The 21520-nt window shown below is 54.3% G+C and carries 22 protein-coding genes and 1 riboswitch; of the genes, 11 read left to right on the top strand and 11 right to left on the bottom strand.

Going from position 1 to position 21520, the window contains the following annotated elements:
- Positions 1-126 precede the first annotated feature (126 nt).
- The 4 genes from qseB (at position 127) to BM373_RS12430 (ending at position 3163) form a co-directional block, all read left to right on the top strand.
- On the top strand, positions 127-786 hold the full coding sequence (qseB, locus tag BM373_RS12445) for a quorum sensing response regulator transcription factor QseB (protein WP_090461855.1): 660 nt from the start codon (positions 127-129) through the stop codon (positions 784-786).
- Positions 783-2135, top strand: coding sequence for a quorum sensing histidine kinase QseC (qseC, locus tag BM373_RS12440; protein ID WP_090461853.1), 1353 nt, complete (start codon positions 783-785; stop codon positions 2133-2135). The genes qseB and qseC overlap by 4 nt, the downstream gene beginning before the upstream one ends.
- 101 nt (positions 2136-2236) lie before the next feature.
- On the top strand, positions 2237-2818 hold the full coding sequence (locus BM373_RS12435) for an NAD(P)H-dependent oxidoreductase (RefSeq protein ID WP_090461851.1): 582 nt from the start codon (positions 2237-2239) through the stop codon (positions 2816-2818).
- Between the two features lie 30 nt (positions 2819-2848).
- On the top strand, positions 2849-3163 hold the full coding sequence (locus BM373_RS12430; protein ID WP_090461849.1) for a putative quinol monooxygenase: 315 nt from the start codon (positions 2849-2851) through the stop codon (positions 3161-3163).
- Between the two features lie 198 nt (positions 3164-3361).
- Here the strand turns inward: BM373_RS12430 and BM373_RS12425 are convergent, their stop codons facing one another.
- The 3 genes from BM373_RS12425 to BM373_RS12415 are packed head-to-tail and all read right to left on the bottom strand — an operon-like array spanning position 3362 to position 7743.
- Entirely contained in the window at positions 3362-4552 is a 1191-nt protein-coding gene (locus BM373_RS12425) for a glycoside hydrolase family 88 protein (protein WP_090461847.1), read from the bottom strand.
- 30 nt (positions 4553-4582) lie between these two features.
- Positions 4583-5851, bottom strand: coding sequence for an oligosaccharide MFS transporter (locus tag BM373_RS12420; RefSeq protein WP_090461846.1), 1269 nt, complete (start codon positions 5849-5851; stop codon positions 4583-4585).
- Between the two features lie 53 nt (positions 5852-5904).
- Positions 5905-7743, bottom strand: a complete 1839-nt coding sequence (locus tag BM373_RS12415; RefSeq protein ID WP_090461843.1) for a DUF2264 domain-containing protein — start codon at positions 7741-7743, stop codon at positions 5905-5907.
- 166 nt (positions 7744-7909) lie between these two features.
- Here BM373_RS12415 and BM373_RS12410 point away from each other — a divergent pair, with 166 nt between their 5' ends.
- Both BM373_RS12410 and BM373_RS12405 read left to right on the top strand, forming a co-directional pair.
- Positions 7910-8776: a helix-turn-helix transcriptional regulator gene (locus tag BM373_RS12410; RefSeq protein ID WP_090461841.1), complete on the top strand. Its 867-nt coding sequence runs from the start codon at positions 7910-7912 to the stop codon at positions 8774-8776.
- 172 nt (positions 8777-8948) lie between these two features.
- Complete coding sequence (locus BM373_RS12405; protein ID WP_090461839.1) at positions 8949-9800, top strand: glycosyltransferase family 32 protein; 852 nt, start codon at positions 8949-8951, stop codon at positions 9798-9800.
- A gap of 40 nt (positions 9801-9840) precedes the next feature.
- Here BM373_RS12405 and parE read toward each other — a convergent pair whose 3' ends face one another.
- From parE to nudF, 5 genes are read right to left on the bottom strand one after another with little or no spacing between them, the layout of a single operon-like run.
- A complete protein-coding gene (gene parE, locus BM373_RS12400) occupies positions 9841-11733 on the bottom strand; it encodes a DNA topoisomerase IV subunit B (RefSeq protein WP_090461838.1) in 1893 nt (630 codons plus the stop codon).
- 39 nt (positions 11734-11772) lie between these two features.
- A complete protein-coding gene (gene yqiA, locus BM373_RS12395; protein WP_090461836.1) occupies positions 11773-12348 on the bottom strand; it encodes an esterase YqiA in 576 nt (191 codons plus the stop codon).
- A complete protein-coding gene (cpdA, locus tag BM373_RS12390) occupies positions 12348-13175 on the bottom strand; it encodes a 3',5'-cyclic-AMP phosphodiesterase (protein WP_090461834.1) in 828 nt (275 codons plus the stop codon). Before cpdA ends, yqiA begins: the two co-directional genes overlap by 1 nt.
- A 24-nt stretch (positions 13176-13199) precedes the next feature.
- Entirely contained in the window at positions 13200-13622 is a 423-nt protein-coding gene (locus tag BM373_RS12385; protein ID WP_090461832.1) for a DUF1249 family protein, read from the bottom strand.
- Positions 13619-14251 (bottom strand): ADP-ribose diphosphatase, encoded by a 633-nt coding sequence (gene nudF / locus BM373_RS12380; protein WP_090461830.1) that lies wholly within the window; start codon positions 14249-14251, stop codon positions 13619-13621. The genes BM373_RS12385 and nudF overlap by 4 nt, the downstream gene beginning before the upstream one ends.
- A gap of 203 nt (positions 14252-14454) precedes the next feature.
- Here nudF and tolC point away from each other — a divergent pair, with 203 nt between their 5' ends.
- The 3 genes from tolC (at position 14455) to BM373_RS12365 (ending at position 17945) form a co-directional block, all read left to right on the top strand.
- Positions 14455-15951: an outer membrane channel protein TolC gene (tolC, locus tag BM373_RS12375; RefSeq protein WP_090461828.1), complete on the top strand. Its 1497-nt coding sequence runs from the start codon at positions 14455-14457 to the stop codon at positions 15949-15951.
- 159 nt (positions 15952-16110) lie between these two features.
- Positions 16111-16779, top strand: coding sequence for a DUF1190 family protein (locus BM373_RS12370; protein WP_090461826.1), 669 nt, complete (start codon positions 16111-16113; stop codon positions 16777-16779).
- Positions 16780-16784: 5 nt separating this feature from the next.
- Positions 16785-17945: a glutathionylspermidine synthase family protein gene (locus BM373_RS12365; RefSeq protein ID WP_090461824.1), complete on the top strand. Its 1161-nt coding sequence runs from the start codon at positions 16785-16787 to the stop codon at positions 17943-17945.
- 87 nt (positions 17946-18032) lie between these two features.
- On the opposite strand, the gene ygiD is transcribed toward BM373_RS12365, so the two are convergent.
- Positions 18033-18821, bottom strand: coding sequence for a 4,5-DOPA-extradiol-dioxygenase (gene ygiD / locus BM373_RS12360; protein WP_090461823.1), 789 nt, complete (start codon positions 18819-18821; stop codon positions 18033-18035).
- A gap of 197 nt (positions 18822-19018) precedes the next feature.
- Here ygiD and zupT point away from each other — a divergent pair, with 197 nt between their 5' ends.
- Positions 19019-19792, top strand: coding sequence for a zinc transporter ZupT (gene zupT / locus BM373_RS12355; protein ID WP_090461821.1), 774 nt, complete (start codon positions 19019-19021; stop codon positions 19790-19792).
- Positions 19793-19801: 9 nt separating this feature from the next.
- Here zupT and BM373_RS12350 read toward each other — a convergent pair whose 3' ends face one another.
- Positions 19802-19984: a hypothetical protein gene (locus BM373_RS12350; protein ID WP_090461819.1), complete on the bottom strand. Its 183-nt coding sequence runs from the start codon at positions 19982-19984 to the stop codon at positions 19802-19804.
- Positions 19985-20146: 162 nt separating this feature from the next.
- Complete coding sequence (gene ribB, locus BM373_RS12345; RefSeq protein ID WP_090461817.1) at positions 20147-20800, bottom strand: 3,4-dihydroxy-2-butanone-4-phosphate synthase; 654 nt, start codon at positions 20798-20800, stop codon at positions 20147-20149.
- Between the two features lie 107 nt (positions 20801-20907).
- Positions 20908-21057, bottom strand: a riboswitch (FMN riboswitch).
- Between the two features lie 121 nt (positions 21058-21178).
- Here ribB and BM373_RS12340 point away from each other — a divergent pair.
- Complete coding sequence (locus BM373_RS12340; protein WP_143102658.1) at positions 21179-21499, top strand: ubiquinone biosynthesis accessory factor UbiK; 321 nt, start codon at positions 21179-21181, stop codon at positions 21497-21499.
- Positions 21500-21520 lie beyond the last annotated feature (21 nt).

The raw sequence follows: 21520 nt of genomic DNA, 5'->3' as shown, positions 1-21520 counted from the left end.
TAAGAGTCATCCTGCGCGCCAAAACTTAACAACTTCTTAAGGCAAAAAAAGAAATGTTTTTGCTGTACAGCGTGGTGAGAGAGAAGGTTTACTGCCTGTACCCGGACGGCGGAAAAGGAGAACGCGATGCGCATTTTACTGGTGGAAGACGACAGCGCCATTGGCGACGGTCTGCGGGTGGGCTTAAGCAAAATGGGCTTTACTCTCGACTGGTTCACCGACGGCATTCAGGGAAAAGCGGCCCTCTACAGCGCGCCCTACGACGCGGTGATCCTCGACCTCACCCTGCCGGGGATGGACGGGCTTGCGGTATTGCGCGAGTGGCGGGAGAAGGGGCAAACCTGCCCGGTGCTGATCCTGACCGCCCGCGATGCGCTGGCACAACGCGTCGAAGGGTTACGGCTTGGGGCCGACGATTACCTGTGTAAACCCTTTGCGCTGGTGGAGGTTGCCGCCCGGCTGGAAGCGCTGATCCGCCGCACCCACGGCCAGGCCAGCAGCGAACTGCGCCACGGCCCGGTGACGCTCGATCCGCAGCGCCTGGTGGTGACGCATCAGGGCGAAACCCTGGCGCTGAAGCCCAAAGAGTTCGCGATCCTGGAGCTGTTAATGCGTAACGCCGGGCGCGTCCTGCCGCGCAAACTGATCGAAGAAAAGCTCTATAACTGGGACGACGATGTGTCGAGCAACGCGGTTGAAGTGCATATCCACCACCTGCGCCGCAAGCTCGGCAGTGAGTTCATCCGCACCGTGCACGGCATCGGTTACACCCTGGGTGATGCATGAAACGTCTGCAAAATCTTAGTCTGCGCCTGCGTCTGACGCTGCTGTTTACCCTGCTGGCGGCTACCGCCTGGATTGCGGCGAGTGTTGTCGCCTGGCATCAAACGACTCATACGCTGAACGAGTTGTTCGACACCCAACAGATGCTGTTCGCCAAACGCTTAAGCACCTTCGCTCAGGAGGATAGCGACGCGCCGCGCACGCTGATGCGCACGCCGAAGAAACTCAATCACGGTCATCTGGATGATGACGTACTGGCGTTCGCCATCTTTACCCGCGACGGTAAGCGGCTGATGGACGATGGCGACAACGGACCGGATATTCCCTGGCACGATCGGCGCGACGGCTTTACGGACGGGCCGCTTCAGGACGATAACGACGCGTGGCGCTTTTTGTGGCTGACCACGCCGGACGGCAAGTACCGCATCGTGGTGGGCCAGGAGTGGGATTACCGTCGGGATCTGGCGCTGGATATTGTCACCTCACAACTGAAACCCTGGCTTATCGCCCTGCCGCTGATGCTGATTTTGCTCATCGTGTTGTTGAGCTATGAGCTGCGCCCCCTCAGACACCTCACCCGCGCGCTGGCGACCCGTGCGCCGGATGCCGCCGATCCGTTAAGCGTGGACGGCGTACCCGGCGAAGTACGTCCGCTGGTGGACGCCCTCAATCAGCTTTTCGCCCGCACGCATGAAACGATGGCCCGCGAGCGGCGTTTTACTTCCGATGCCGCCCATGAACTGCGCAGCCCGCTGACGGCGCTGAAAGTGCAGACGGATGTGGCGCTGCTCGCCGGGGAGGATGCGGTGATGCGCAACAACGCGCTGGGGCAGTTACACACCGGGATCGACCGCGCCGCGCGGCTGGTGGATCAATTACTGACACTTTCGCGCCTCGACTCGCTCGATAACCTGAACGAAGTAGAACCGATCCCGCTGGGGGATCTGCTGCAATCGGCGGTGATGGATATTTACCACCCGGCACGGCAGGCGGGTAAAGAGGTACGTCTGCACCTCCAGGCCAACGCGGTTATCCGCGCAGGGCAACCGTTGCTGATGAGCCTGCTGGTGCGCAATTTACTCGATAACGCCGTGCGCTACAGTCCGGCGGGCAGCGTGATTGATGTGACGCTCAACGAACGGGATTTTAGCGTGCGGGACAACGGCCCCGGCGTCAGCGAGGCGGTGCTGGCGCGTCTCGGCGAGCGTTTTTACCGTCCACCGGGACAGAATGAAACCGGCAGCGGACTGGGATTATCGATTGTTAAGCGCATCGCGGCGCTGCATGGAATGGCGGTCACGTTTCAGCCTGTGCAGCCACAGGGTTTTGAGGTAAAAATCAACTGGTCGTGATTATTGCGTTAAACGCAAAAGTCTTTGCACATTTTGCTTATTTTACCGCATCGTTGAAGGGCGTAAGATTGCCGTCAAACGCTATTCTTCGAGGTTAAATAATGAGCAACATTCTGATTATCAACGGCGCAAAAAAATTCGCCCACTCTAACGGTCAACTTAACGACACCCTGACCGAGGTTGCGCAGGGCTTTTTGCGTGACGCCGGACATGATGTTGTCGTCGTGCGCACTGACGGCGATTACGATATCCAGGCGGAAGTTCAAAACTTCCTGTGGGCCGACACCATTATCTGGCAGATGCCGGGCTGGTGGATGGGCGCACCCTGGACCGTTAAAAAATACATGGACGATGTGTTTACCGAAGGTCATGGCTCACTGTACGCCAGCGACGGTCGCACCCGTTCTGACGCGGCGAAAAAATACGGTTCCGGCGGTCTGCTGCAAGGGAAAACCTACATGCTGTCGCTGACCTGGAACGCCCCGCTGGAAGCCTTTACTGATGAAGAGCAGTTCTTCCACGGCGTCGGCGTTGACGGCGTTTACCTGCCTTTCCACAAAGCCAACCAGTTCCTGGGTATGGATGCACTGCCGACCTTTATCACCAACGACGTGATTAAAATGCCGGACGTGCCGCGCTATATCGCAGAATATCGCAAGCATCTTGGTGAAATTTTTGCTTAACTGAAGGCAGAAATTAGAAGGAGTTAAACCATGCTGACAGTGATTGCAGAAATCCGTACCCGTCCGGGCCAACACCACCGCCAGGCGGTGCTCGATCAATTTGCGAAGATTATTCCGACCGTTTTAGAAGAGAAAGGCTGCCACGGCTACGCGCCGATGGTGGATCACGCCGCGGGCGTGAGTTTCCAGACGACTAACCCGGACTCTATTATGATGGTAGAGCAATGGGAAAGCGTTGCCGACCTCGAAGCACACCTGCAAACCGCGCATATGAAAGCGTGGGGCGAGGCGGTGAAAGGGGATGTGCTGGAGACGCATATTCGTATTCTGGAGCAAGGGGTTTAACCCTCACCCCAGCCCTCTCCCTCAGGGAGAGGGAGAAAACCAGACCCTCACCCCGGCCCTCTCCCTCAGGGAGAGGGAGAAAAGCAAAACCCCCGAACTCTGGCTCTCTGCCGAAGGGAGAGGGAGCAAAGCAAAACCCCTAAGTCCGCACGCGGGCTGTCCCCTCTCCCATTGGGAGAGGGTTAGGGTAAGGGGTTATCACCAGTACAACTTCCAGCTCTGCGTCATCCTTACCAGCGCTTCCACGTAAAAATAATCCCCCCAGCTTGCACACTCATCCACCCCTTTATTACTCGAAAGATGGTACACCGAGTGCTTAAGCAGTCCGTTGCCTGGCTCGTTCCTGCCCGTCAGATAGTGCTTGCTCAGCGATGACATGATCCGCATCGCCCACTCCTGATAGCGCTCACGATCGGGATCGGTTGCAGGAAGCTGCTTCACCAGTTCCAGCAGCCCGCAGACCGCAATCGCCGCCGAGGAAGAATCGCGCAGCGCATCCGTTCCCACCAGCGCCAGATCCCAGTGGCATACCGCATCTTCCGGCAGGCGGTTGAGGAAGTAATTCGCCAGCCGTTTAGACAGCGCCACCATCTGCGTATCGCCGGTATAGAGATAGCTCAGCAGGAAGCCGTAAATCCCCCATGCCTGGCCGCGCGACCAGCAGGAATCATCCGCGTAACCTTGCTGCGTATTACCGTAACGCGGCGCGCCGGTTTGCACGTCCATATAATAGGTGTGGAAGGTCGACGCATCTTCCCGGATCAGGTACTTCGCCGCCTGCAACACGTGTGCTTTTGCCGCTTCCGCGAAACGCAGATCGCCCGTCTGTTCGCTGGCCCAGTAAAGCAGCGGCAGGTTCATATTGCAGTCGATGATCATCCGCCCGGCCTGTTTGGGATCGTTCAGATCGCCCCACGCCTGAATGATGTGCGCTTTATCATGGAAACGCTCCAGCAGCGCTTCGGCGGCCTGCAAAGCAAAACCGCGCGCGTCACGATTTCTGGTCAGCCGCCACGCCGATACGCAGGAGAGCGTATAAAGGAAGCCGAGATCGTGCGTGTTGGTATCCTGGCGACCCGCAATGCGCAGCCCGAATGAACGCACGTGTTTTTCCGCCATCGCGCGGAATTTCTCCTCCCCGCTCATCTCCCATGCCAGCCACAACTGCCCGGTCCAGAAACTGGTCGTCCATTCCACGTTTTCTGTCAGCGGGTAGAACCCTTTTACGCAGGTTTCCGCCGGGAATTTTTCACCGAACTCCGTTAAATGACGGCTAATCAGTTCGAGGGTGTGTTCACGTGCAGAATCCATTTCATCTTTAAAAACCTGGCGGTCAAACGGCGCGCCCGGACATTCACGTAAACGTTCCTCAACGATATGACTTAACATATTTCGGTTCCTTCTTTCTTAACAGCAAAATTAGCGAGAAGCATTACTTTCAGCAATATTCATTTCCGCCGCGTTCTGTCGTTTATTCCGGCAGGCAGAAAGGGTGAAGGCTGAAATCAGGGTAAAGGTCAGCGCAATACATCCCATAATAATATAGGTATTTTCAAAGCCGATGCGGTCGTACAACAAGCCCGCTGGTGAGGAAATAACGACGTTGCCGACGTACAGCATCGCCTGATAGCCGAGTAAATACATGGTGGCGTTAACGCGTTTATCAAAATGCTCAGCGATGTATTTAAAGACTGACACCAGCAGCAGACAGATTTCCAGACCGTACAGCGGTTTCAGTACGGAAATTAACAGGTGTGAATCGCACAGCCCGGAGATAATTAAACGTGCGCCCACCACCATGCCAACAATTAACAGGCCGCGTTTCGCCCCGATATAATTCACGAACATCGGGATGACCATATACATGATAAATTCCATGCCCGACTGCACGGTGCCCAGGTAGCCAAAGACGGCGTTGCCCTGGTGAACGTCATCGAAGAAGGTGACGAAATAACGGGAGAACTGCTGTTCGGCAATAAACATCATCCAGGCGACGCCTGCCACGTACAGGCAGAAGGCCCAGAATTTGCGGCTTTTTAGCAGCGCGTAGACATCCGCCGGGACGATTTTTTCTTTGGTCAGTACTTCGCTGGCGTGCGCCGAGCGGGTGTCCACTTTCAGGCTGAAAAGCACCACCAGCATGACCAGCGACGCCACGCTGCCCATAATAAAGTTGTACGCCGGGGAGAGGTTAAACAGCAGCCCGGAGAAAGAGGATGCCACTGCCCAGCCGAGCGAGCCCCACATACGGATCTGGCCGAACTCCATGCCGTTTAAGCGGCTGTAGCGGTCGGTATAGGATTCACAGGCGGCGACGCCCGCATACCAGGCAAAACTTAAATAGATCGCCCCGACCACAATTCCCAGCATGGTGTTAGACATTAACAGCGGCTGGTAAACATAAATAAAGAACGGAGCCATTAGTGCAGAAACGGCGACGACAAAATAGAGCAGATATTTGCTCATACCTATTTTATCGAGAATATAGCCGTAAATCGGTTTTAAAATGACCGAGAATATTCCGTTTACCGCAAAGACCGTGCCGATCACCGTCCCGCTTAAATTCGCCTTTTGCCCGAGCCATATTGCCAGCAAGCCAATACTCGCCGACCAAGTGAAAAAATAGAGAAATATAAAGCTACTGATTTTGTAATACTCGGTTCTGTTATTCTTCAATATTTTGTCCATACTATCCTCGATGAAAGCATGTCTTATACAGAGGTTAAGTTTTATGTGGGTCTTTAAAGCGTAATAATCATGTCGTTTGCCAGTGCAGGATGCCGCACGGTAAGCGCGTTATTTTCATGCTGTACAAACGGGATGGCATCCGTAAATCCACCCTCATCCGCTCCGGCGCGCACGGCGCAATAAAGCCAGTGTTCACCCGGTGGAATTTTTCCGGTTAATACCGGAATGGCGGCGCATTCCGCAAACATAATGCTGCTGTTCGGCGGCGTGATAATGCAGTCGCCATCGCGTGTCAGCGCGGCTGATAAAGAAACAATCGCGCTGGTGCCATTTTTTGCCTGCACCAGACAGCCCGTTTTGCCGTCAGTATGAATGTGCTGATGCGGCGCTTTCATCACCGCAAATCCACCCTCCACGCTGTCCAGATGGCGGGCGCTGTCAATGTGATGCACACGGACATGCCACTCGCCGCAGGGGATCAGCCAGGTCCTGACGTGCACGTCGTGCCAGGGCGACCAGCGTGACGCAATAAAGTCATCGTTAACCACCACCTCTTCGCACGCGCGGCGGCCACGGTAGTAATCATCGCCTTCAGAGAGCAACAGCATGGAGTCGCAGGCGGCGTGTTTAATGCCAAAACGCCCCCGCTCAATGGTGAAACCAAAGCGGCTTGAATAGGCAAATTTGGTGTATTTCGCCTCGGTGTTGACGTAGTTATTCAGCTCCAGTTGCCCGGAAGTGAGCATCACCACGTGCTGCGAATGTTCGCTGTGCTGCAAAATTTGCTGCGCATGGGGGATCGCGTGCTTTTCGGAAAGTGCAGGCAGCGGCAACTCTTCTGCCTGCCAGAAAGCATGGTCGTCAGGCAGCGCCAGCATTAAAAACACTTTCAGCGCCCAGTAGGGCGAGCCGGGGGAGTTGTAGTCTTCACAAAACGCCAGGTTCGGATAGGCAAAGCCGAGCGTCAGAATGCCGTCGCGATCAAAAATCGGTTGCTCCAGCCACCAGCGTAAATGACGCAGTACCAGCCCTTTCACCACGCCGGGGCTGAACACGTCCAGCTCCGCAAAGGCGACCGCGCTCCAGAAAGCGACCATCGCAAACCGGTAGGTCAGGCTGCGCCCGAAGGGGACGGATTCGCCGCCTGCCGCCGACAGGTAAATAAAATCCTGTGCAAACAAGTGGGCCCGGTCACGCAGCGTGGCGGCACGCGTGGGATCGTCGTCGGCATTAAGCGTGGCGTAAATCAGACCGTAAAAATGGAATGCCATTGAGATGTAGTAATCTTTCGGGCGGCCGGGGCCGTCGGAATACCAGCCGTCGCCAAGGTAGTAGGCTTCCATCAGGGTGAAGCGACGTTCGATGGCCGCCGCGTCCCAGGGTAATCCGGCGCGTTTAAAACCTAACTGAACCATGATGGCGAAATAGTTCCAGTTGCTGTCCGGCATCTGCGCATCGGTGATTTGGTTTAACCAGCGATGCAGATTTTCACGCTCGCGCGGCGTGAAACTTTCCAGCAGCTTATCCTGCATCAGCGAAAGCCCCAGACCGTAGGCCGCCATCTCCACCAGGCGCTGATCGTAGGGCTGAGTTTCGCCCCAGTAGCCGTCGCTTTGTGGATCGGTGCCGATCTTGATTGCCGTAAGGTATTTGTCGCTAAACGGAACTGACTCACCGGCGGCCATCAGCGGAAACATTCCCCACAGCGCGCGGGATAATCCCTCCATTTCGGCAATGTCTGCACTGTAATGCGCACAGGTATTGCCTAACGAAAAGTGCGAACTGCCCGCCGGAAACTGCCTGTCGAGCGCGCCGAGCATGGTCATTAATGCCTCAACCACCTCCGCACGGGAAGACAATTTATTTGATGTTTTAGTATTTGCCGCCAGCATGATTCTGCCTCTCACATTCACGTGGCTAAAGCATAGTGAATCGGTAACTGGCAGAAATGTTAGCTCTGTCACACCCGGAGAACTCTCCGGAACACCCCGGTTAGAAAATTTAAAAAAACGGTTTATAAATTGAATTTAGCGCGGAAAAATTGAGAAATATTGCACCATGACTGAAATCTGGCAGCCCGATAAACTGGAGCTGATTACCCTCAACGACACCATTGCGTCGTTCAGCCGACTTTTTGCCAATACGGTGCGCTACCATCACTGGCATCAATGTCTGGAAGTGCTGTACGTCGAGGAAGGATTTGGCGTGGTGATTGTCGATAACCGCCAGTACACCATGCGGCCTGGTCGCCTGTTTATCTTCCCGCCGTTTACTCTCCACAAAGTCATGGTCGATGAGAAAGCTGAGGACCGTTACCGGCGCACAATTATTCATGTCGATCACCATGCGGTGCTGAAAATTTTGCGTGATTTCCCGCAAAATCAGCGGCGACTGAAAGACCTCTCCGCGCGCGGTGGTCCGGCGTTTGTAGCGGATGTCTCTGACCAGCACACGCATATTGATCAACTCTTTAGCCTTTACGCCCGGCTGGCGGGTAAAGGGAATCTGCACGCTGAGCAGGTGGCCTCTCTGCTGCTGCATCTGTTTTGTCTGCTGCCCGAACACAACGCCGCGCCGTCGGACGATCGCCATGCCATCGCCACTCAGGTGATGTTCTGGCTGGAGGAAAACTACCGGGAAAAATTTAGCCTCGACAAACTGGCAGAGGAACTGGGGAAATCGCGCAGCTATCTGTCACGCCGTTTTCACTTTGAAACCGGGGAACCTATTCATCAGTATCTGAACACCATCCGCCTGCGCAAAGCCTGCGAAAACCTGCTGCACAGCCCGATGAGCGTCAGTGAGGTGGCCGCCGTGGTGGGGTTTTCTGACACGACTTATTTCATTAGCGCGTTTAAAAAAGGCATCGGCGAGACGCCATTGCAGTACCGGAAAAATCACTCAGGCTTAACTAAACCGGCTTAAAAGGGTTAATTTTGAGAGGGTTATCACATGCACAGCGATTCAGACAATGTACCGGAACTAAATCTCAGAAAGTCTTGTCTGATTGTGTGATTTGTTATTTTTTTGTTTTTTTTATCTTGCTTGCATTCATTTTTATTTCTCTGGGCGCGGATCTCGCTGTTATAGGATGTCTATGAAAAAAGTACCAAGAAAGATCCATCAGATTTATACCAAAGGCTGGAATGCCTTACCTGATGGGATTGTCGCTTCAATTGAGGATTTGCAAAAAAACAATCCTGGCTGGGAATATCATTTCTATGACGAACAGCGCATTATCGATTTTATCCAGCTTCATTACGGTCAGGCCATGCTTAATACCTGGCTTAAAATTAATCCTGAATACGGTGCCGCGCGGGCAGACTTTTTTCGTTATCTGCTGATTTATATTGAGGGTGGCGTCTATCTGGATGTGAAAAGCTCCAGCGCTAAACCGCTCGATGACATTATTCCCGATGATTGTGAACTGCTGCTCTGTAGCTGGGATAATAACGCCTGCGGATTTGATAATACCAAAGGCCGCCACGATGAACTTTGTTTCCTGCAGAATGGCGAATACCAGCAGTGGAATATTACCGCCAGCCCCGCCTCGCCGTATATTAAGGCCGTGATTGATGAAGTCGCCGGGCGCATTAACCACTACAAACCCTGGATCTACGGCATTGGCCGCATGGGTGTGTTGCGCACAACCGGCCCGATCCCCTTTTCTATCGGTATTGCTAAAGTCCCCGACAGTGAAGGGTTTTATCATATCGAGAATTACCGGGATCTCGGCTTGCTGTATACCGGGGTAGATAAAGCCGCACTGAAAAAGATTAAGAAAAGTCAGTATGCGCAGTTAAAAACACCTGTCGTGACGCTGGAAGGCAGCGATCAGAAAAAATATTTACTCTGGCTATACCTGGTTTTTCCGTGGCTCAGACTCAAGAAAAATATTATTAATGAGACAAGAAATGTCTTAGTGAAATTAAAAAAAGTGATGGGATAAAAAAATCGGGGCTATTTATTTAGCCCCGATGTTTATTTAATTAGCCTTCAATATCAGCCATGTCGCCTTTTTCCTGCAACCAGTTACGCCGATCTTCAGAACGTTTCTTCGCCAGCAGCATATCCATAACGGCATTCGTACGCTGGTCATCCTCGTCGCTGATCACCAGTTGCACCAGACGGCGGGTGTTCGGATCAAGCGTGGTTTCGCGCAATTGCATCGGGTTCATTTCACCCAGACCTTTAAAGCGCTGCACGTTCGGCTTGCCTTTCTTGCGCTTAAGCTGCTCCAGCACGCCCGCTTTTTCCTCTTCCGTCAGGGCGTAATAGACTTCTTTACCCAGATCGATGCGGTAGAGCGGCGGCAACGCCACGTGAACGTGACCGTGCTTAACCAGCGTGCGGAAGTGCTTCACGAACAGGGCGCACAGCAGCGTGGCGATGTGCAGCCCATCGGAATCCGCATCCGCGAGGATACAAATTTTGCCGTAGCGGAGCTGGCTCAGATCTTCGCTGTCGGGATCGATGCCAATCGCCACCGAAATATCATGCACTTCCTGCGAGGCCAGCACTTCGTCAGACGAGACTTCCCAGGTGTTAAGGATCTTGCCTTTCAGCGGCATAATCGCCTGAAACTCACGATCGCGCGCCTGCTTCGCCGAACCGCCTGCGGAATCCCCTTCCACGAGGAATAGCTCGGTACGGCTGAGATCCTGCGCGGTACAGTCTGCCAGTTTACCGGGCAACGCCGGGCCGCTGGTGAGCTTTTTACGCACCACTTTTTTGGCGGCACGCATCCGGCGCTGGGCGCTGGAAATCGCCATCTCTGCCAGCATTTCTGCCGACTGGACGTTCTGGTTCAGCCACAGGCTGAACGCATCTTTGACCACGCCGGAAACGAACGCCGCGCACTGGCGCGAGGAGAGACGTTCTTTGGTCTGTCCGGCGAACTGCGGGTCCTGCATTTTGACCGACAGCACGTAGGCGCAGCGATCCCAGATATCTTCCGCCGACAGTTTTACACCGCGCGGCAGGATGTTGCGGTATTCGCAGAATTCACGCATCGCGTCGAGCAGGCCCTGACGCAGACCGTTAACGTGCGTACCGCCCTGCATGGTCGGGATCAGGTTGACGTAGCTTTCCGTCAGTAATTCACCGCCTTCCGGCAGCCACAACAGCGCCCAGTCCACCGCTTCAACGTCGCCAGCAAAACTGCCAACGAAGGGTTTTTCAGGCAGCGTCGGTAAGCCGTTGACCGCTTCACCCAGATAATCGTTCAGGCCGTCAGCGTAGCACCAGCGCTGTTCGCTGCCGTTGACTTCATCTTTAAAGGTGATTTCAACGCCAGGACAGAGCACCGCTTTGGCTTTCAGCACGTGCATCAGGCGCGAGACGGAAAAACGCGGGCTGTCGAAGAAACTTTCATCCGGCCAGAAGTGAACGCTGGTGCCGGTATTGCGCTTCGCGCAGGTGCCGACCACGTCCAGCTCTTTCACTTTCTCGCCGTTTTCAAAGGCAATGTTGTAGATTTTCCCGTCGCGTTTGACGTTCACTTCCACCCGTTTTGACAGGGCGTTAACCACGGAGATCCCCACGCCGTGAAGGCCGCCGGAAAACTGGTAGTTTTTGTTGGAGAATTTACCGCCCGCGTGCAGACGACAGAGGATCAGCTCAACCGCTGGAACCCCCTCTTCCGGGTGGATATCCACCGGCATACCACGTCCATCATCGATAACTTCAAGCGACTGATCGGCATGGAGGATGACATCCACGCGCTTCGCGTGACCTGCCAGCGCCTCATCCACGCTGTTATCAATCACTTCCTGGCCCAAATGGTTTGGACGGGTGGTGTCCGTGTACATCCCCGGACGGCGGCGAACCGGCTCAAGCCCGGTCAGGACCTCAATGGCATCAGCGTTATAGGATTGCGTCATGGTTAGTTCGTAGATAGTGACCGCATCGTTTCCGGGAGGTTAGTTAAGCCCGAGGAAATCGATAATCTGGGTGAAATAATCGTCAAAGCCCGTAAAAGCATGGTTCCCGCCTTCAATAACAGTCTGGCGGCATGACGCGTAATAGGCGACGGCCTGGCGGTAATCCAGCACTTCATCGCCCGTTTGCTGCAACAGCCAGAGTAAATCTGGCGCTTCCAGCGGGTCGATTTGCATGACTTTGAGATCGTAAATATGGCGTGACTCTAGCACATATTGCTGCCCGGTGTAGGGGTTCTCGTTCTGCCCCAGAAAATCTTGCAGCAGGTCAAACGGCCTCACCGCCGGGTTCACGACCACCGCCGGCAGCATAAAACATTGTGAAAGCCAGGTGGCGTAGTAGCCGCCGAGCGACGATCCGACAATGCCAATGGGCTCGCCGCCATGTTTGAGCACCAGCGATTCCAGCAGTTCGGCGGCTTCACCCGGATAAGGTGGCAACTGCGGGACTTCCATATAAATGTGTGGGTGCGTCTGCGCCAGCCATTGTTGTAGCTGAGTGGCTTTCGCCGACCGTGGCGAGCTATTAAAGCCGTGCAGATAGAGGAGCGTTGACATCAGTATCCTTCTGAAGCGGTATCCGGGTTGAACTGCGTGCTTTGCAGGCGGCACACTTCGGTATGCACCGTGCCGTCGGCGCACAGCTCCAGCCAGCGCCAGCCGGGTGCAATGGTATCCAGCGTAAAATTAGAACAGTGCGGTTTGAACTGCACGCAGGTGGACGGCGTGGCCAGCATCCGGCGACCGTTCCAGTTTAAATCCTGTTCCTGATGGATGTGACCACACAGCAAATGTTTGACGCGGGGGAAGCGCACCAGCACGTTATCCAGCTCCTGCGCGTTGCGCAGACTGTGCTGATCCAGCCAGCCGCAGCCTGCCGGAAGCGGATGGTGATGCAGCAGCAACAGCGTGTGACGATCCGGCGCATCAGACAGCTTTTGCTCAAGCCACTCAAGCTGGAATTCACTCAGCTCACCGTGCGGCACGCCAAACACCTGGCTGTCGAGCAGCAGAATTTGCCAGTGCTCACCGGCAAAAACACGCTTTGATGGCGAAATACCGGCTTCCTGAAGCGCACCGTACATCGCGGGCTGGAAATCGTGATTGCCTGGCAGCCATACGCAGGGCGCGTGAAAACTTGCGATGCCTTCAGCGAAATGCTGATAGGCCGCAGCCGTGTGATCCTGTGCCAGATCGCCCGTTGCGACAATAAGGTCGCAGTTACGCTGTTCGGCGTGGATGGCATCCAGCACCGCCTGATAGCTTTCCCAGGTATTGATCCCTAACAGCGTCTCGTGCTTTTCGGCAAACAGGTGAGTATCGGTTATTTGTAAGATCCTGACATTGGCCTCACCAGCCAGTACCAGGTTTAACAGGCTTTCCAAATGGTGTCCTTAGGTTTCACGACGCTAACAAACCGGAATCGCCATTGCTCCATGTGCTAAACAGTAACGCAGCCAGTCGGCCAGAAACTGATTAATTTGATGCTTTTCGTCGCGTTGATGCAACTTTTTGTTTGGGTAATCATACCGCGCTTTGAAGCGAAAGATCTGCTGACTTGAACACACTTCGGCCACCATCGCATCGTGATACAGACGCACCGTCATGGACGGCAGACTCCAGTAACTGATGGCCGGAACGGTTTGCACAATTTCCACAAGCGTAGTGTAGCGGGTTGATTCGATAATCGTTAATCGGTACTGCGCATTTGCCACCTGATAGCTCACTGCTTCGCCGGGTGCGTCATTGCGAGGCAACAGGCGGCGCAACTGGGCGAAATTGGTTTCGCACAGGCGCATCATTTCAGGGAAGTCAGGTGTGTAACGCTTCATTTTATCCACTCGTTTCTCAATTCTTTATAATGCAGTTGCAGCCATTGCAAGGCGATGACAGACGCTGCGTTGTCAATTTTCCCCTCTTCTACCCACTGGTAAGCCTGCTCCCGGCTCACCACCTGAACACGAATATCTTCGTTTTCATCCACCAGGCCATGTATACCTTCGGCCTGCGTGGCATCCACTTCGCCTACCATAACAGTTAAGCGCTCGCTGGTGCCGCCAGGGCTTGCCAGATAGCTCAACATTTTTTTGACGCGTTCGACAACCAGCCCCGACTCTTCGACGGCTTCACGGCGCGCCACTTCTTCTTCGCTTTCGCCTTCTTCGATCATCCCCGCGACTAACTCCAGCAGCCATGGGGTTTCGCTGGTGTCATACGCGGCAATGCGGATCTGCTCGATCAGCACAATTTCATCACGTACTGGGTCATAGGGTAGCAAGACTGCCGCGTGACCGCGTTCAAAAATTTCACGCCGCACCTCACCGCTCATTTCACCATTGAAAAGGCGATGTCGAAAACGGTACAAATCGAGCGAAAAAAAACCGCTGTACAGCGTTTCCCGTGCAATAATTTCTACATCATTTTTGGTGAAAGTCGTGGCTGAAGGATTGTGTTTGCTCATCGGTAATCCTGGTAGCAAATAATGGCGAAATTGTGGATTTCAAGGCTCAGTGACTGCCGTTTTATCCACCTTATGATAGATTGGTGCAAATTACCGCCGGATGGCACGTAACGCCAACCTTTTCCAGTGGTACTCTCTGGTAGTATTGCCATTAATTTTAATTGAGATCAGCGCTACATCATGCTTCACAACAAGGAATGCAAATGAAGAAATTGCTCCCCATCCTAATCGGACTGAGCCTTGCCGGTTTCAGTGCAGTGAGCCAGGCAGAGAACCTGATTCAGGTTTATAAGCAGGCGCGTTTGAGCAACCCGGAACTGCGTCGTTCTGCCGCAGACCGCGATGCCGCATTCGAGAAAATTAACGAAGCACGCAGCCCGTTACTGCCACAGCTGGGTTTGGGTGCGGATTACACCTACAGCAATGGCTATCGCGACAGCAATGGTATCAACTCCAACGCGACCAGCGCTTCTTTGCAACTTACACAAACCTTGTTTGATATGTCAAAGTGGCGTGCGCTTACTTTGCAGGAAAAATCAGCGGGTATTCAGGATGTGACCTTCCAGACTGACCAGCAAACGCTGATCCTGAACACCGCGACTGCCTACTTTAACGTCTTAAGCGCAATTGATTCGCTCTCCTTTACCGAAGCGCAAAAACAGGCCATTTATCGCCAGTTGGATCAAACCACCCAGCGCTTTAACGTAGGACTTGTGGCGATCACCGACGTGCAGAACGCCCGCTCGCAGTACGACACCGTGCTGGCGGATGAAGTGACCGCGCGTAATAACCTCGATAACGCCGTTGAACAACTGCGTCAGGTGACCGGTAATTACTACCCGGAACTGGCTGCATTAAACGTCGATAGCTTTAAAACCGACAAACCGCAGGCGGTGAATGCGCTGCTGAAAGAAGCGGAAAACCGCAACCTGACGCTGTTGCAGGCGCGCCTGTCGCAGGATCTGGCGCGTGAGCAAATCCGCCTCGCGCAGGACGGCCATCTGCCGACGCTGGATTTGACCGCCTCCTCATCCGTTTCTGATACCTCCTACAGCGGCTCCAGAACCAGCGGTGCGGCAGGGAGTCAGGGTCAGTTCGATGACAGCAACATCGGCCAGAACAAAGTGGGCTTAAGTTTCTCACTGCCGATCTTCCAGGGCGGGATGGTTAACTCGCAGGTGAAACAGGCGCAGTACAACTTTGTTAGCGCCAGCGAGCAACTGGAAACCGCACACCGCAGCGTTGTGCAGACCGTGCGTTCTTCCTTTAACAACGTGAACGCGTCCATCAGCAGCATCAACGCTTACAAACAGGCCGTTGTTTCTGCGCAAAGTTCTTTAGACGCGAGTGAAGCAGGTTACTCCGTAGGTACGCGTACTATCGTGGACGTGCTGGATGCGACAACCACGCTGTATAACGCTAAACAGCAGCTCTCCAGCGCGCGTTATAACTACCTGATTAACCAACTGAACATCAAATCTGCCCTCGGTACGCTGAATGAGCAGGATCTGGTGGCACTGAACAGCACGCTGGGTAAAGCGACCTCTACCACGCCTGAAGCGGTAGCGCCGGAAAATCCACAGCAGGATGCGCATGTGCAGAGCATGACTGCCGATATGACTGGCTCAGAGTCCCAGGCGTCAATGGAACCCGCAGCAGCACGCAATACCAGCAACGCGGCCAATCCATTTAGCCGTTGATGCAAATGAATGGGGGCTTGGCCCCCATTTCAACGTAAGACAACGTAAAGATCCCCTTTCATCCCCTCTCCAGGCCGGTTTGCGCTTCATTTTCGACCACTCATCCTCTATCCTGAGCAGTATTCACCATGCTGTAACTCTGGGTTCGGGAAGACATCAATGAAACGGACAAAAAAGATTAATCATGCGACGTTCCGCAAAAGCTGGAGCGCCCGCCACCTTACTCCTGTCGCCTTTGCGGTCACTGCCGTCTTTATGCTGGCAGGTTGCGAACAGAACGACGAAACGGTATCGATGTATCAAAATGCTGACGACTGTGCCAGCGCCAATCCGGGCAAAAGTGCGGAATGTACTACCGCCTACAACAATGCCCTGAAAGAAGCGGAACGCACCGCGCCGAAATACGCCAGCCGTGAAGACTGCGTCGCTGAATTCGGTGAAGGCCAGTGCCAGCAAGCGCCTGCTCAGGCGGGTCTTGCGCCGGAAAACCAGGCTCAGACGCAGCAGAGCGGCAGCTTCTGGATGCCACTGATGGCCGGTTATATGATGGGCCGTCTGATGGGCGGCGGCGCGGGTTTTGCGCAGCAACCGCTGTTCAGTTCGCGTAATCCGGCAAGCCCGGCCTACGGTCAGTACACCGATGCGTCTGGTAAAGGCTACGGTGCCGCGCAGCCAGGCCGTACCGCTACCGTCCCGAAAACCGCATTAGCACCAAAACCGGCCACCACGACAACCGTTACGCGCGGTGGTTTTGGTGAATCCGTTGCCAAACAGACCTCCATGCAGCGTAGCGCAGCGGGCACGTCCACGCGCTCAATGGGTGGCTGACAGGCATGGAAAGAATCAGTGTGACCGAGCGCCCGGACTGGCGCGAAAAAGCAACCGAATACGGCTTTAATTTTCACACCATGTATGGCGAGCCGTACTGGTGTGAAGAAGCCTATTACAAATTCACCCTCGAACAGGTTGAGAAACTTGAAGAGGTGACGGCAGAACTGCATCAGATGTGCCTGAAGGTGGTCGAGAAAGTGATCGCCAGCGATGCGCTGCTGACCAAATTCCGCATTCCTAAGCACACCTGGGGCTTTGTACGCCAGTCATGGCAGACGCAACAGCCGTCGCTCTATTCCCGTCTCGATCTCGCCTGGGATGGCAAAGGCGATCCCAAGCTTCTGGAAAACAACGCGGATACGCCTACCTCCCTTTATGAAGCAGCGTTTTTCCAGTGGATCTGGCTTGAAGACCAGCTTAATGCAGGGAACCTGCCGCAAGGCAGCGACCAGTTCAACAGCCTGCAGGAAAAGCTCATTGAGCGTTTTGGCGAACTGCGCGAGCAGCACGGTTTTAACCTGCTGCACATGGCCTGTTGCCGCGATACGGTCGAAGACCGTGGCACGGTGCAGTACTTGCAGGATTGCGCCGCCGAAGCCGGGATCGCGACTGAATTTCTCTATATGGAAGATATCGGGCTTGGCGAAAGAGGCCAGTTCAGCGATATGCAGGATCAGGTGATCAGTAACCTGTTCAAGCTCTATCCCTGGGAATACATGCTGCGCGAGGTGTTCTCCACCAAGCTGGAAGATGCAGGCGTGCGCTGGCTCGAACCGGCGTGGAAAAGCATTATTTCCAATAAAGCGCTGCTGCCCATGCTGTGGGAGATGTTCCCGGATCACCCTAACCTTCTGCCCGCTTACTTTGCCGAAGACGATCACCCGACGCTTGAAAAATATGTGGTGAAGCCGATTTTCTCCCGCGAAGGCGCAAACGTGTCGATCATTGAGAACGGCAAAACCGTTGAGCAGGTTGAAGGCCCTTACGGTGAAGAAGGCATGATTGTGCAGGGCTTCTACCCGCTACCGAAATTTGGCGATAGCTACGTGCTGATTGGTAGCTGGCTTATCAACGATCAACCTGCCGGAATTGGCATTCGTGAAGATCGTGCGCTGATCACTCAGGATCTGTCACGCTTCTACCCGCATATTTTTGTGGAGTAGTTTTTCCCCTCACCCCGGCCCTCTCCCAAAGGGAGAGGGAGCAAGGACGTGGCGGCCCTTTCCCTGGGGAGAGGAGGAAAATGTGATTTACCCCACCTGTACCGACAACATGCTGAGCGATCCCATCTCCAGACCGTCAACCGGGATGGTCACCGGCTCTTTGCCGTCCCACGCACCCAGTACATAGAGCAGCGGCAGGAAGTGATCCGGCGTGGGGTTCGACAGCGATCCACCTTCATGATCCATATAGTTCACCAGCGGATGCTGCTCTGCTGGCCCCTGCCAGGTCAGATTGTCTTTCACGTATTCGTTAAACGATAACGCCCACGGGTATGGCGTGCTTTCGCCATGCCAGCGCGCGGTGCGCAGGTTATGCACCACGTTGCCACTGGCGACCAGCATAATGCCCTCATCACGCAGCGTCGCCAGCTTGCGGCCCATTTCATAATGCCAGACCGCCGGTTTTGTGCTGTCGATGCTAAGCTGCACCATCGGAATATCCGCCTGCGGATACATCTTGATCAGCACGCCCCACGAACCGTGGTCAAAACCCCAGGCTTCTTTATCAAGCGTCACCGGAATGGGCGAAAGCAGATCGACCAGCCGCTGAGCCAGCGCAGGCGATCCCGGCGCGGGATAATGCGTGTCATACAACGCCTGCGGAAACCCGCCAAAATCATGGATTGTCTTCGGCGTTTCCATCGCAGTGACGCCCGTTCCCCGCGTAAACCAGTGCGCAGACACCACCACAATCGCTTTCGGACGCGGCAGCGTTTCGCCCAGATGTTGCCAGGCGCGGGTATAAATATTGTCATCCAGAACATTCATCGGGCTGCCGTGGCCCAAAAACAGTGCTGGCATTCGGATAGCTGACATGGTGATATCCTTACAGAGGGTGTAATAATGTATGGGGCCACATTACGCTGTTTTAGACCGGGATGAACTCAGATAACCATGATGAAGATCATCAGGAATTTTGAATGTAAGTTATGCGTAAAAATCGCCCGGCCCTCTCGCCTTTGCGGTTAATCGCCATTAACATAAATGAGAATTATTATCATAAGGAGTTGTTAATGTCAGTTCCCCTGATCCTGACCCTGCTTGCCGGAGCGGCAACCTTTATTGGCGCTATTTTGGGCGTTCTGGGTCAAAAGCCTTCCAATCGCGTGCTGGCATTTTCCCTCGGCTTTGCCGCTGGCATTATGCTATTGATTTCTCTGATGGAAATGTTGCCTGCCGCGCTCGGCACGCCCGATATGCCACCCGTACTGGGCTATGGGATGTTTATTATTGGCCTGCTGGGATACTTCGCTCTCGATCGCCTCCTGCCCCACGCTCATCCGCAGGATCTACTGCCTGCGGGCAGCGAGCCGTTGCCGCGCAATATCAAACGCACGGCGATCCTGTTAACGCTCGGCATTAGTTTGCACAATTTTCCCGAAGGCATTGCCACCTATGTGACAGCCAGTAATAACCTCGAGCTCGGTTTTGGCATCGCACTGGCGGTCGCCTTGCACAATATTCCTGAAGGTCTTGCGGTCGCCGGGCCGGTGTATGCGGCTACGGGGTCAAAGCGTAAAGCGATTTTCTGGGCGGGCATATCAGGTCTGGCAGAAATTCTTGGCGGCGTGCTGGCGTGGCTGATTTTAGGCAGCCTGTTATCGCCGTTGCTGATGGCGGCAATCATGGCGGCGGTTGCCGGGATTATGGTGGCGCTGTCGGTGGATGAACTGATGCCGCTGGCAAAAGAGATCGATCCGAATAACAATCCGAGCTACGGCGTGCTGTGCGGGATGTCGGTGATGGGCCTGAGTCTGGTGCTGCTGCAGTTCCTGGGCGTCGGTTAAAACGGTTTATCAGAGGCTGTCTGACCTGGCGGCCTCATCTTCACTCTGTTTACGTTTTTGCCGCAGCTTACGATACCCCTCCAGCAACGCATCTCTGTCCTGCCGATAAGCCGCGCAGTAGCGCTTCATATGACAGAAATAGCCAATCACGATCACACCAATAGCAACAAGCCAGTACCAGGCAATAAACATGCACCTTCCTCAAAGATACAGCAGTATTTCCTTCATCCTGACAGAGTTGGCGCGTGGCGGGATGACCCCGATCATGTAATGGGGTTAATCCTTTAGGATTATATTGATGAGATTGATATGCCCGGTAAGCCTGTGCCACCGGGCATAAAAGAGGGGGTACTATTAGCTGGCTTTACGTTCGTGTTCCTGGCGATAAGCCACCAGGTCTTCAATAGTAACAACTGCCATATTGTGCTCACGGGCAAACGCGATACATTCCGGTGCGCGCGCCATAGAACCATCATCATTGGTCAGTTCGCACAGCACGCCAGACGGTTTAAAGCCCGCCAGCGTCACTAAATCGATCGTCGCTTCAGTATGGCCACCGCGAGTCAACACGCCACCCGGCTGCGCGCGCAGCGGGAAAACGTGGCCCGGACGGTTAAGGTCGGACGGTTTTGCATTGTCAGCAATGGCTGTGCGGATGGTGGTAATGCGGTCAGCCGCAGAAACACCGGTAGTCACGCCCTGCGCGGCTTCGATAGTGACGGTAAAGCCTGTACCGTAAGCGCTGGTGTTGTTTTCGACCATCATCGGCAGGTCGAGCTGCTGACGTTGTTCATCAGTCAGGCACAGGCATACGATGCCGCTGCCGTGACGAATGGTCAGCGCCATTTGTTCAACGGTCATGGTTTCGGCGGCAAAAATCATGTCGCCTTCATTTTCACGGTCTTCATCGTCAAGCACCATCACGCCGCGTTTTTCACGCAGGGCGGTTAACGCGTTTTCAACGCGCTCAAAAGGGGTGCCAAAAGAAGAAAGCAGCGTCTGATTCATGGTAAAAAAACCTCATTAAAATTATGGTTACCAGAATCAGGGCAGTCTTAGGAGTACCGCATAGCGGCAAAAAAATAACGTGAGCAGCCGTCATTGCCCGACTGGATCGTTACTCTCTCCCATCCGGACTCTAACCGTCGGCCCCGGAATTACACCGGATCTGCTGACCTTCTGATTCACACCAGAAGCGCTCGCGGGCTTTCAACACAAGTTGATTTACCGCCGGTGGGGAATTTCGCCCCGCCCTGAGAATAAGCGGATTAACTATAACGCCATTGATTATTCCGGGCAATGGCTTAGCTTCAAACAAATCTGGTTTAACGATGCGTTTAACACGCTACAATGAATGCTATTACCCACTCGTTGAGGGAAACAACTATGATCGACCCGAAGAAAATTGAACAGATTGCTCGCCAGGTGCACGAATCCATGCCGAAAGGGATCCGCGAATTTGGTGAAGACGTTGAGAAAAAGATCCGTCAGACGCTGCAATCGCAGCTAACCCGCCTCGATCTGGTCAGCCGCGAAGAATTCGACGTGCAAACTCAGGTTTTGCTGCGCACCCGTGAAAAGCTCGCGCTGCTGGAGCAACGTTTAAACGAGCTGGAAAATCGCCCGTCCACCCCGTCTACTACAGATGTGGTGACTGAAGAAGTCAAACCGGCTCCTGCCATTCCGCCGGTTGAAAATATCGACTAAGCCTGCTCGCCGGGCCGCTCA

Origin of the sequence: Enterobacter sp. kpr-6, assembly GCF_900116015.1 — a bacterium.
Taxonomy (GTDB): domain Bacteria; phylum Pseudomonadota; class Gammaproteobacteria; order Enterobacterales; family Enterobacteriaceae; genus Enterobacter_D.
Note: the sequence above shows the minus strand (reverse complement) of the source record. Positions and strands in the feature narration are given on the sequence as shown.

What these genes read in the sequence shown, in the direction of transcription:
- qseB (WP_090461855.1), top strand. Translation starts at nt 127, where the DNA reads ATGCGCATTTTACTGGTGGAAGACGACAGCGCCATTGGCGACGGTCTG.
- BM373_RS12420 (WP_090461846.1), bottom strand. Translation starts at nt 5,851, where the DNA reads ATGGACAAAATATTGAAGAATAACAGAACCGAGTATTACAAAATCAGT.
- yqiA (WP_090461836.1), bottom strand. Translation starts at nt 12,348, where the DNA reads ATGTCAACGCTCCTCTATCTGCACGGCTTTAATAGCTCGCCACGGTCG.
- BM373_RS12340 (WP_143102658.1), top strand. Translation starts at nt 21,179, where the DNA reads ATGATCGACCCGAAGAAAATTGAACAGATTGCTCGCCAGGTGCACGAA.
- BM373_RS12370 (WP_090461826.1), top strand. Translation starts at nt 16,111, where the DNA reads ATGAAACGGACAAAAAAGATTAATCATGCGACGTTCCGCAAAAGCTGG.
- BM373_RS12410 (WP_090461841.1), top strand. Translation starts at nt 7,910, where the DNA reads ATGACTGAAATCTGGCAGCCCGATAAACTGGAGCTGATTACCCTCAAC.
- BM373_RS12385 (WP_090461832.1), bottom strand. Translation starts at nt 13,622, where the DNA reads ATGAAGCGTTACACACCTGACTTCCCTGAAATGATGCGCCTGTGCGAA.
- BM373_RS12365 (WP_090461824.1), top strand. Translation starts at nt 16,785, where the DNA reads ATGGAAAGAATCAGTGTGACCGAGCGCCCGGACTGGCGCGAAAAAGCA.
- parE (WP_090461838.1), bottom strand. Translation starts at nt 11,733, where the DNA reads ATGACGCAATCCTATAACGCTGATGCCATTGAGGTCCTGACCGGGCTT.
- nudF (WP_090461830.1), bottom strand. Translation starts at nt 14,251, where the DNA reads ATGAGCAAACACAATCCTTCAGCCACGACTTTCACCAAAAATGATGTA.
- BM373_RS12405 (WP_090461839.1), top strand. Translation starts at nt 8,949, where the DNA reads ATGAAAAAAGTACCAAGAAAGATCCATCAGATTTATACCAAAGGCTGG.
- ygiD (WP_090461823.1), bottom strand. Translation starts at nt 18,821, where the DNA reads ATGTCAGCTATCCGAATGCCAGCACTGTTTTTGGGCCACGGCAGCCCG.
- BM373_RS12415 (WP_090461843.1), bottom strand. Translation starts at nt 7,743, where the DNA reads ATGCTGGCGGCAAATACTAAAACATCAAATAAATTGTCTTCCCGTGCG.
- qseC (WP_090461853.1), top strand. Translation starts at nt 783, where the DNA reads ATGAAACGTCTGCAAAATCTTAGTCTGCGCCTGCGTCTGACGCTGCTG.
- BM373_RS12435 (WP_090461851.1), top strand. Translation starts at nt 2,237, where the DNA reads ATGAGCAACATTCTGATTATCAACGGCGCAAAAAAATTCGCCCACTCT.
- tolC (WP_090461828.1), top strand. Translation starts at nt 14,455, where the DNA reads ATGAAGAAATTGCTCCCCATCCTAATCGGACTGAGCCTTGCCGGTTTC.
- BM373_RS12430 (WP_090461849.1), top strand. Translation starts at nt 2,849, where the DNA reads ATGCTGACAGTGATTGCAGAAATCCGTACCCGTCCGGGCCAACACCAC.
- zupT (WP_090461821.1), top strand. Translation starts at nt 19,019, where the DNA reads ATGTCAGTTCCCCTGATCCTGACCCTGCTTGCCGGAGCGGCAACCTTT.
- BM373_RS12350 (WP_090461819.1), bottom strand. Translation starts at nt 19,984, where the DNA reads ATGTTTATTGCCTGGTACTGGCTTGTTGCTATTGGTGTGATCGTGATT.
- ribB (WP_090461817.1), bottom strand. Translation starts at nt 20,800, where the DNA reads ATGAATCAGACGCTGCTTTCTTCTTTTGGCACCCCTTTTGAGCGCGTT.
- BM373_RS12425 (WP_090461847.1), bottom strand. Translation starts at nt 4,552, where the DNA reads ATGTTAAGTCATATCGTTGAGGAACGTTTACGTGAATGTCCGGGCGCG.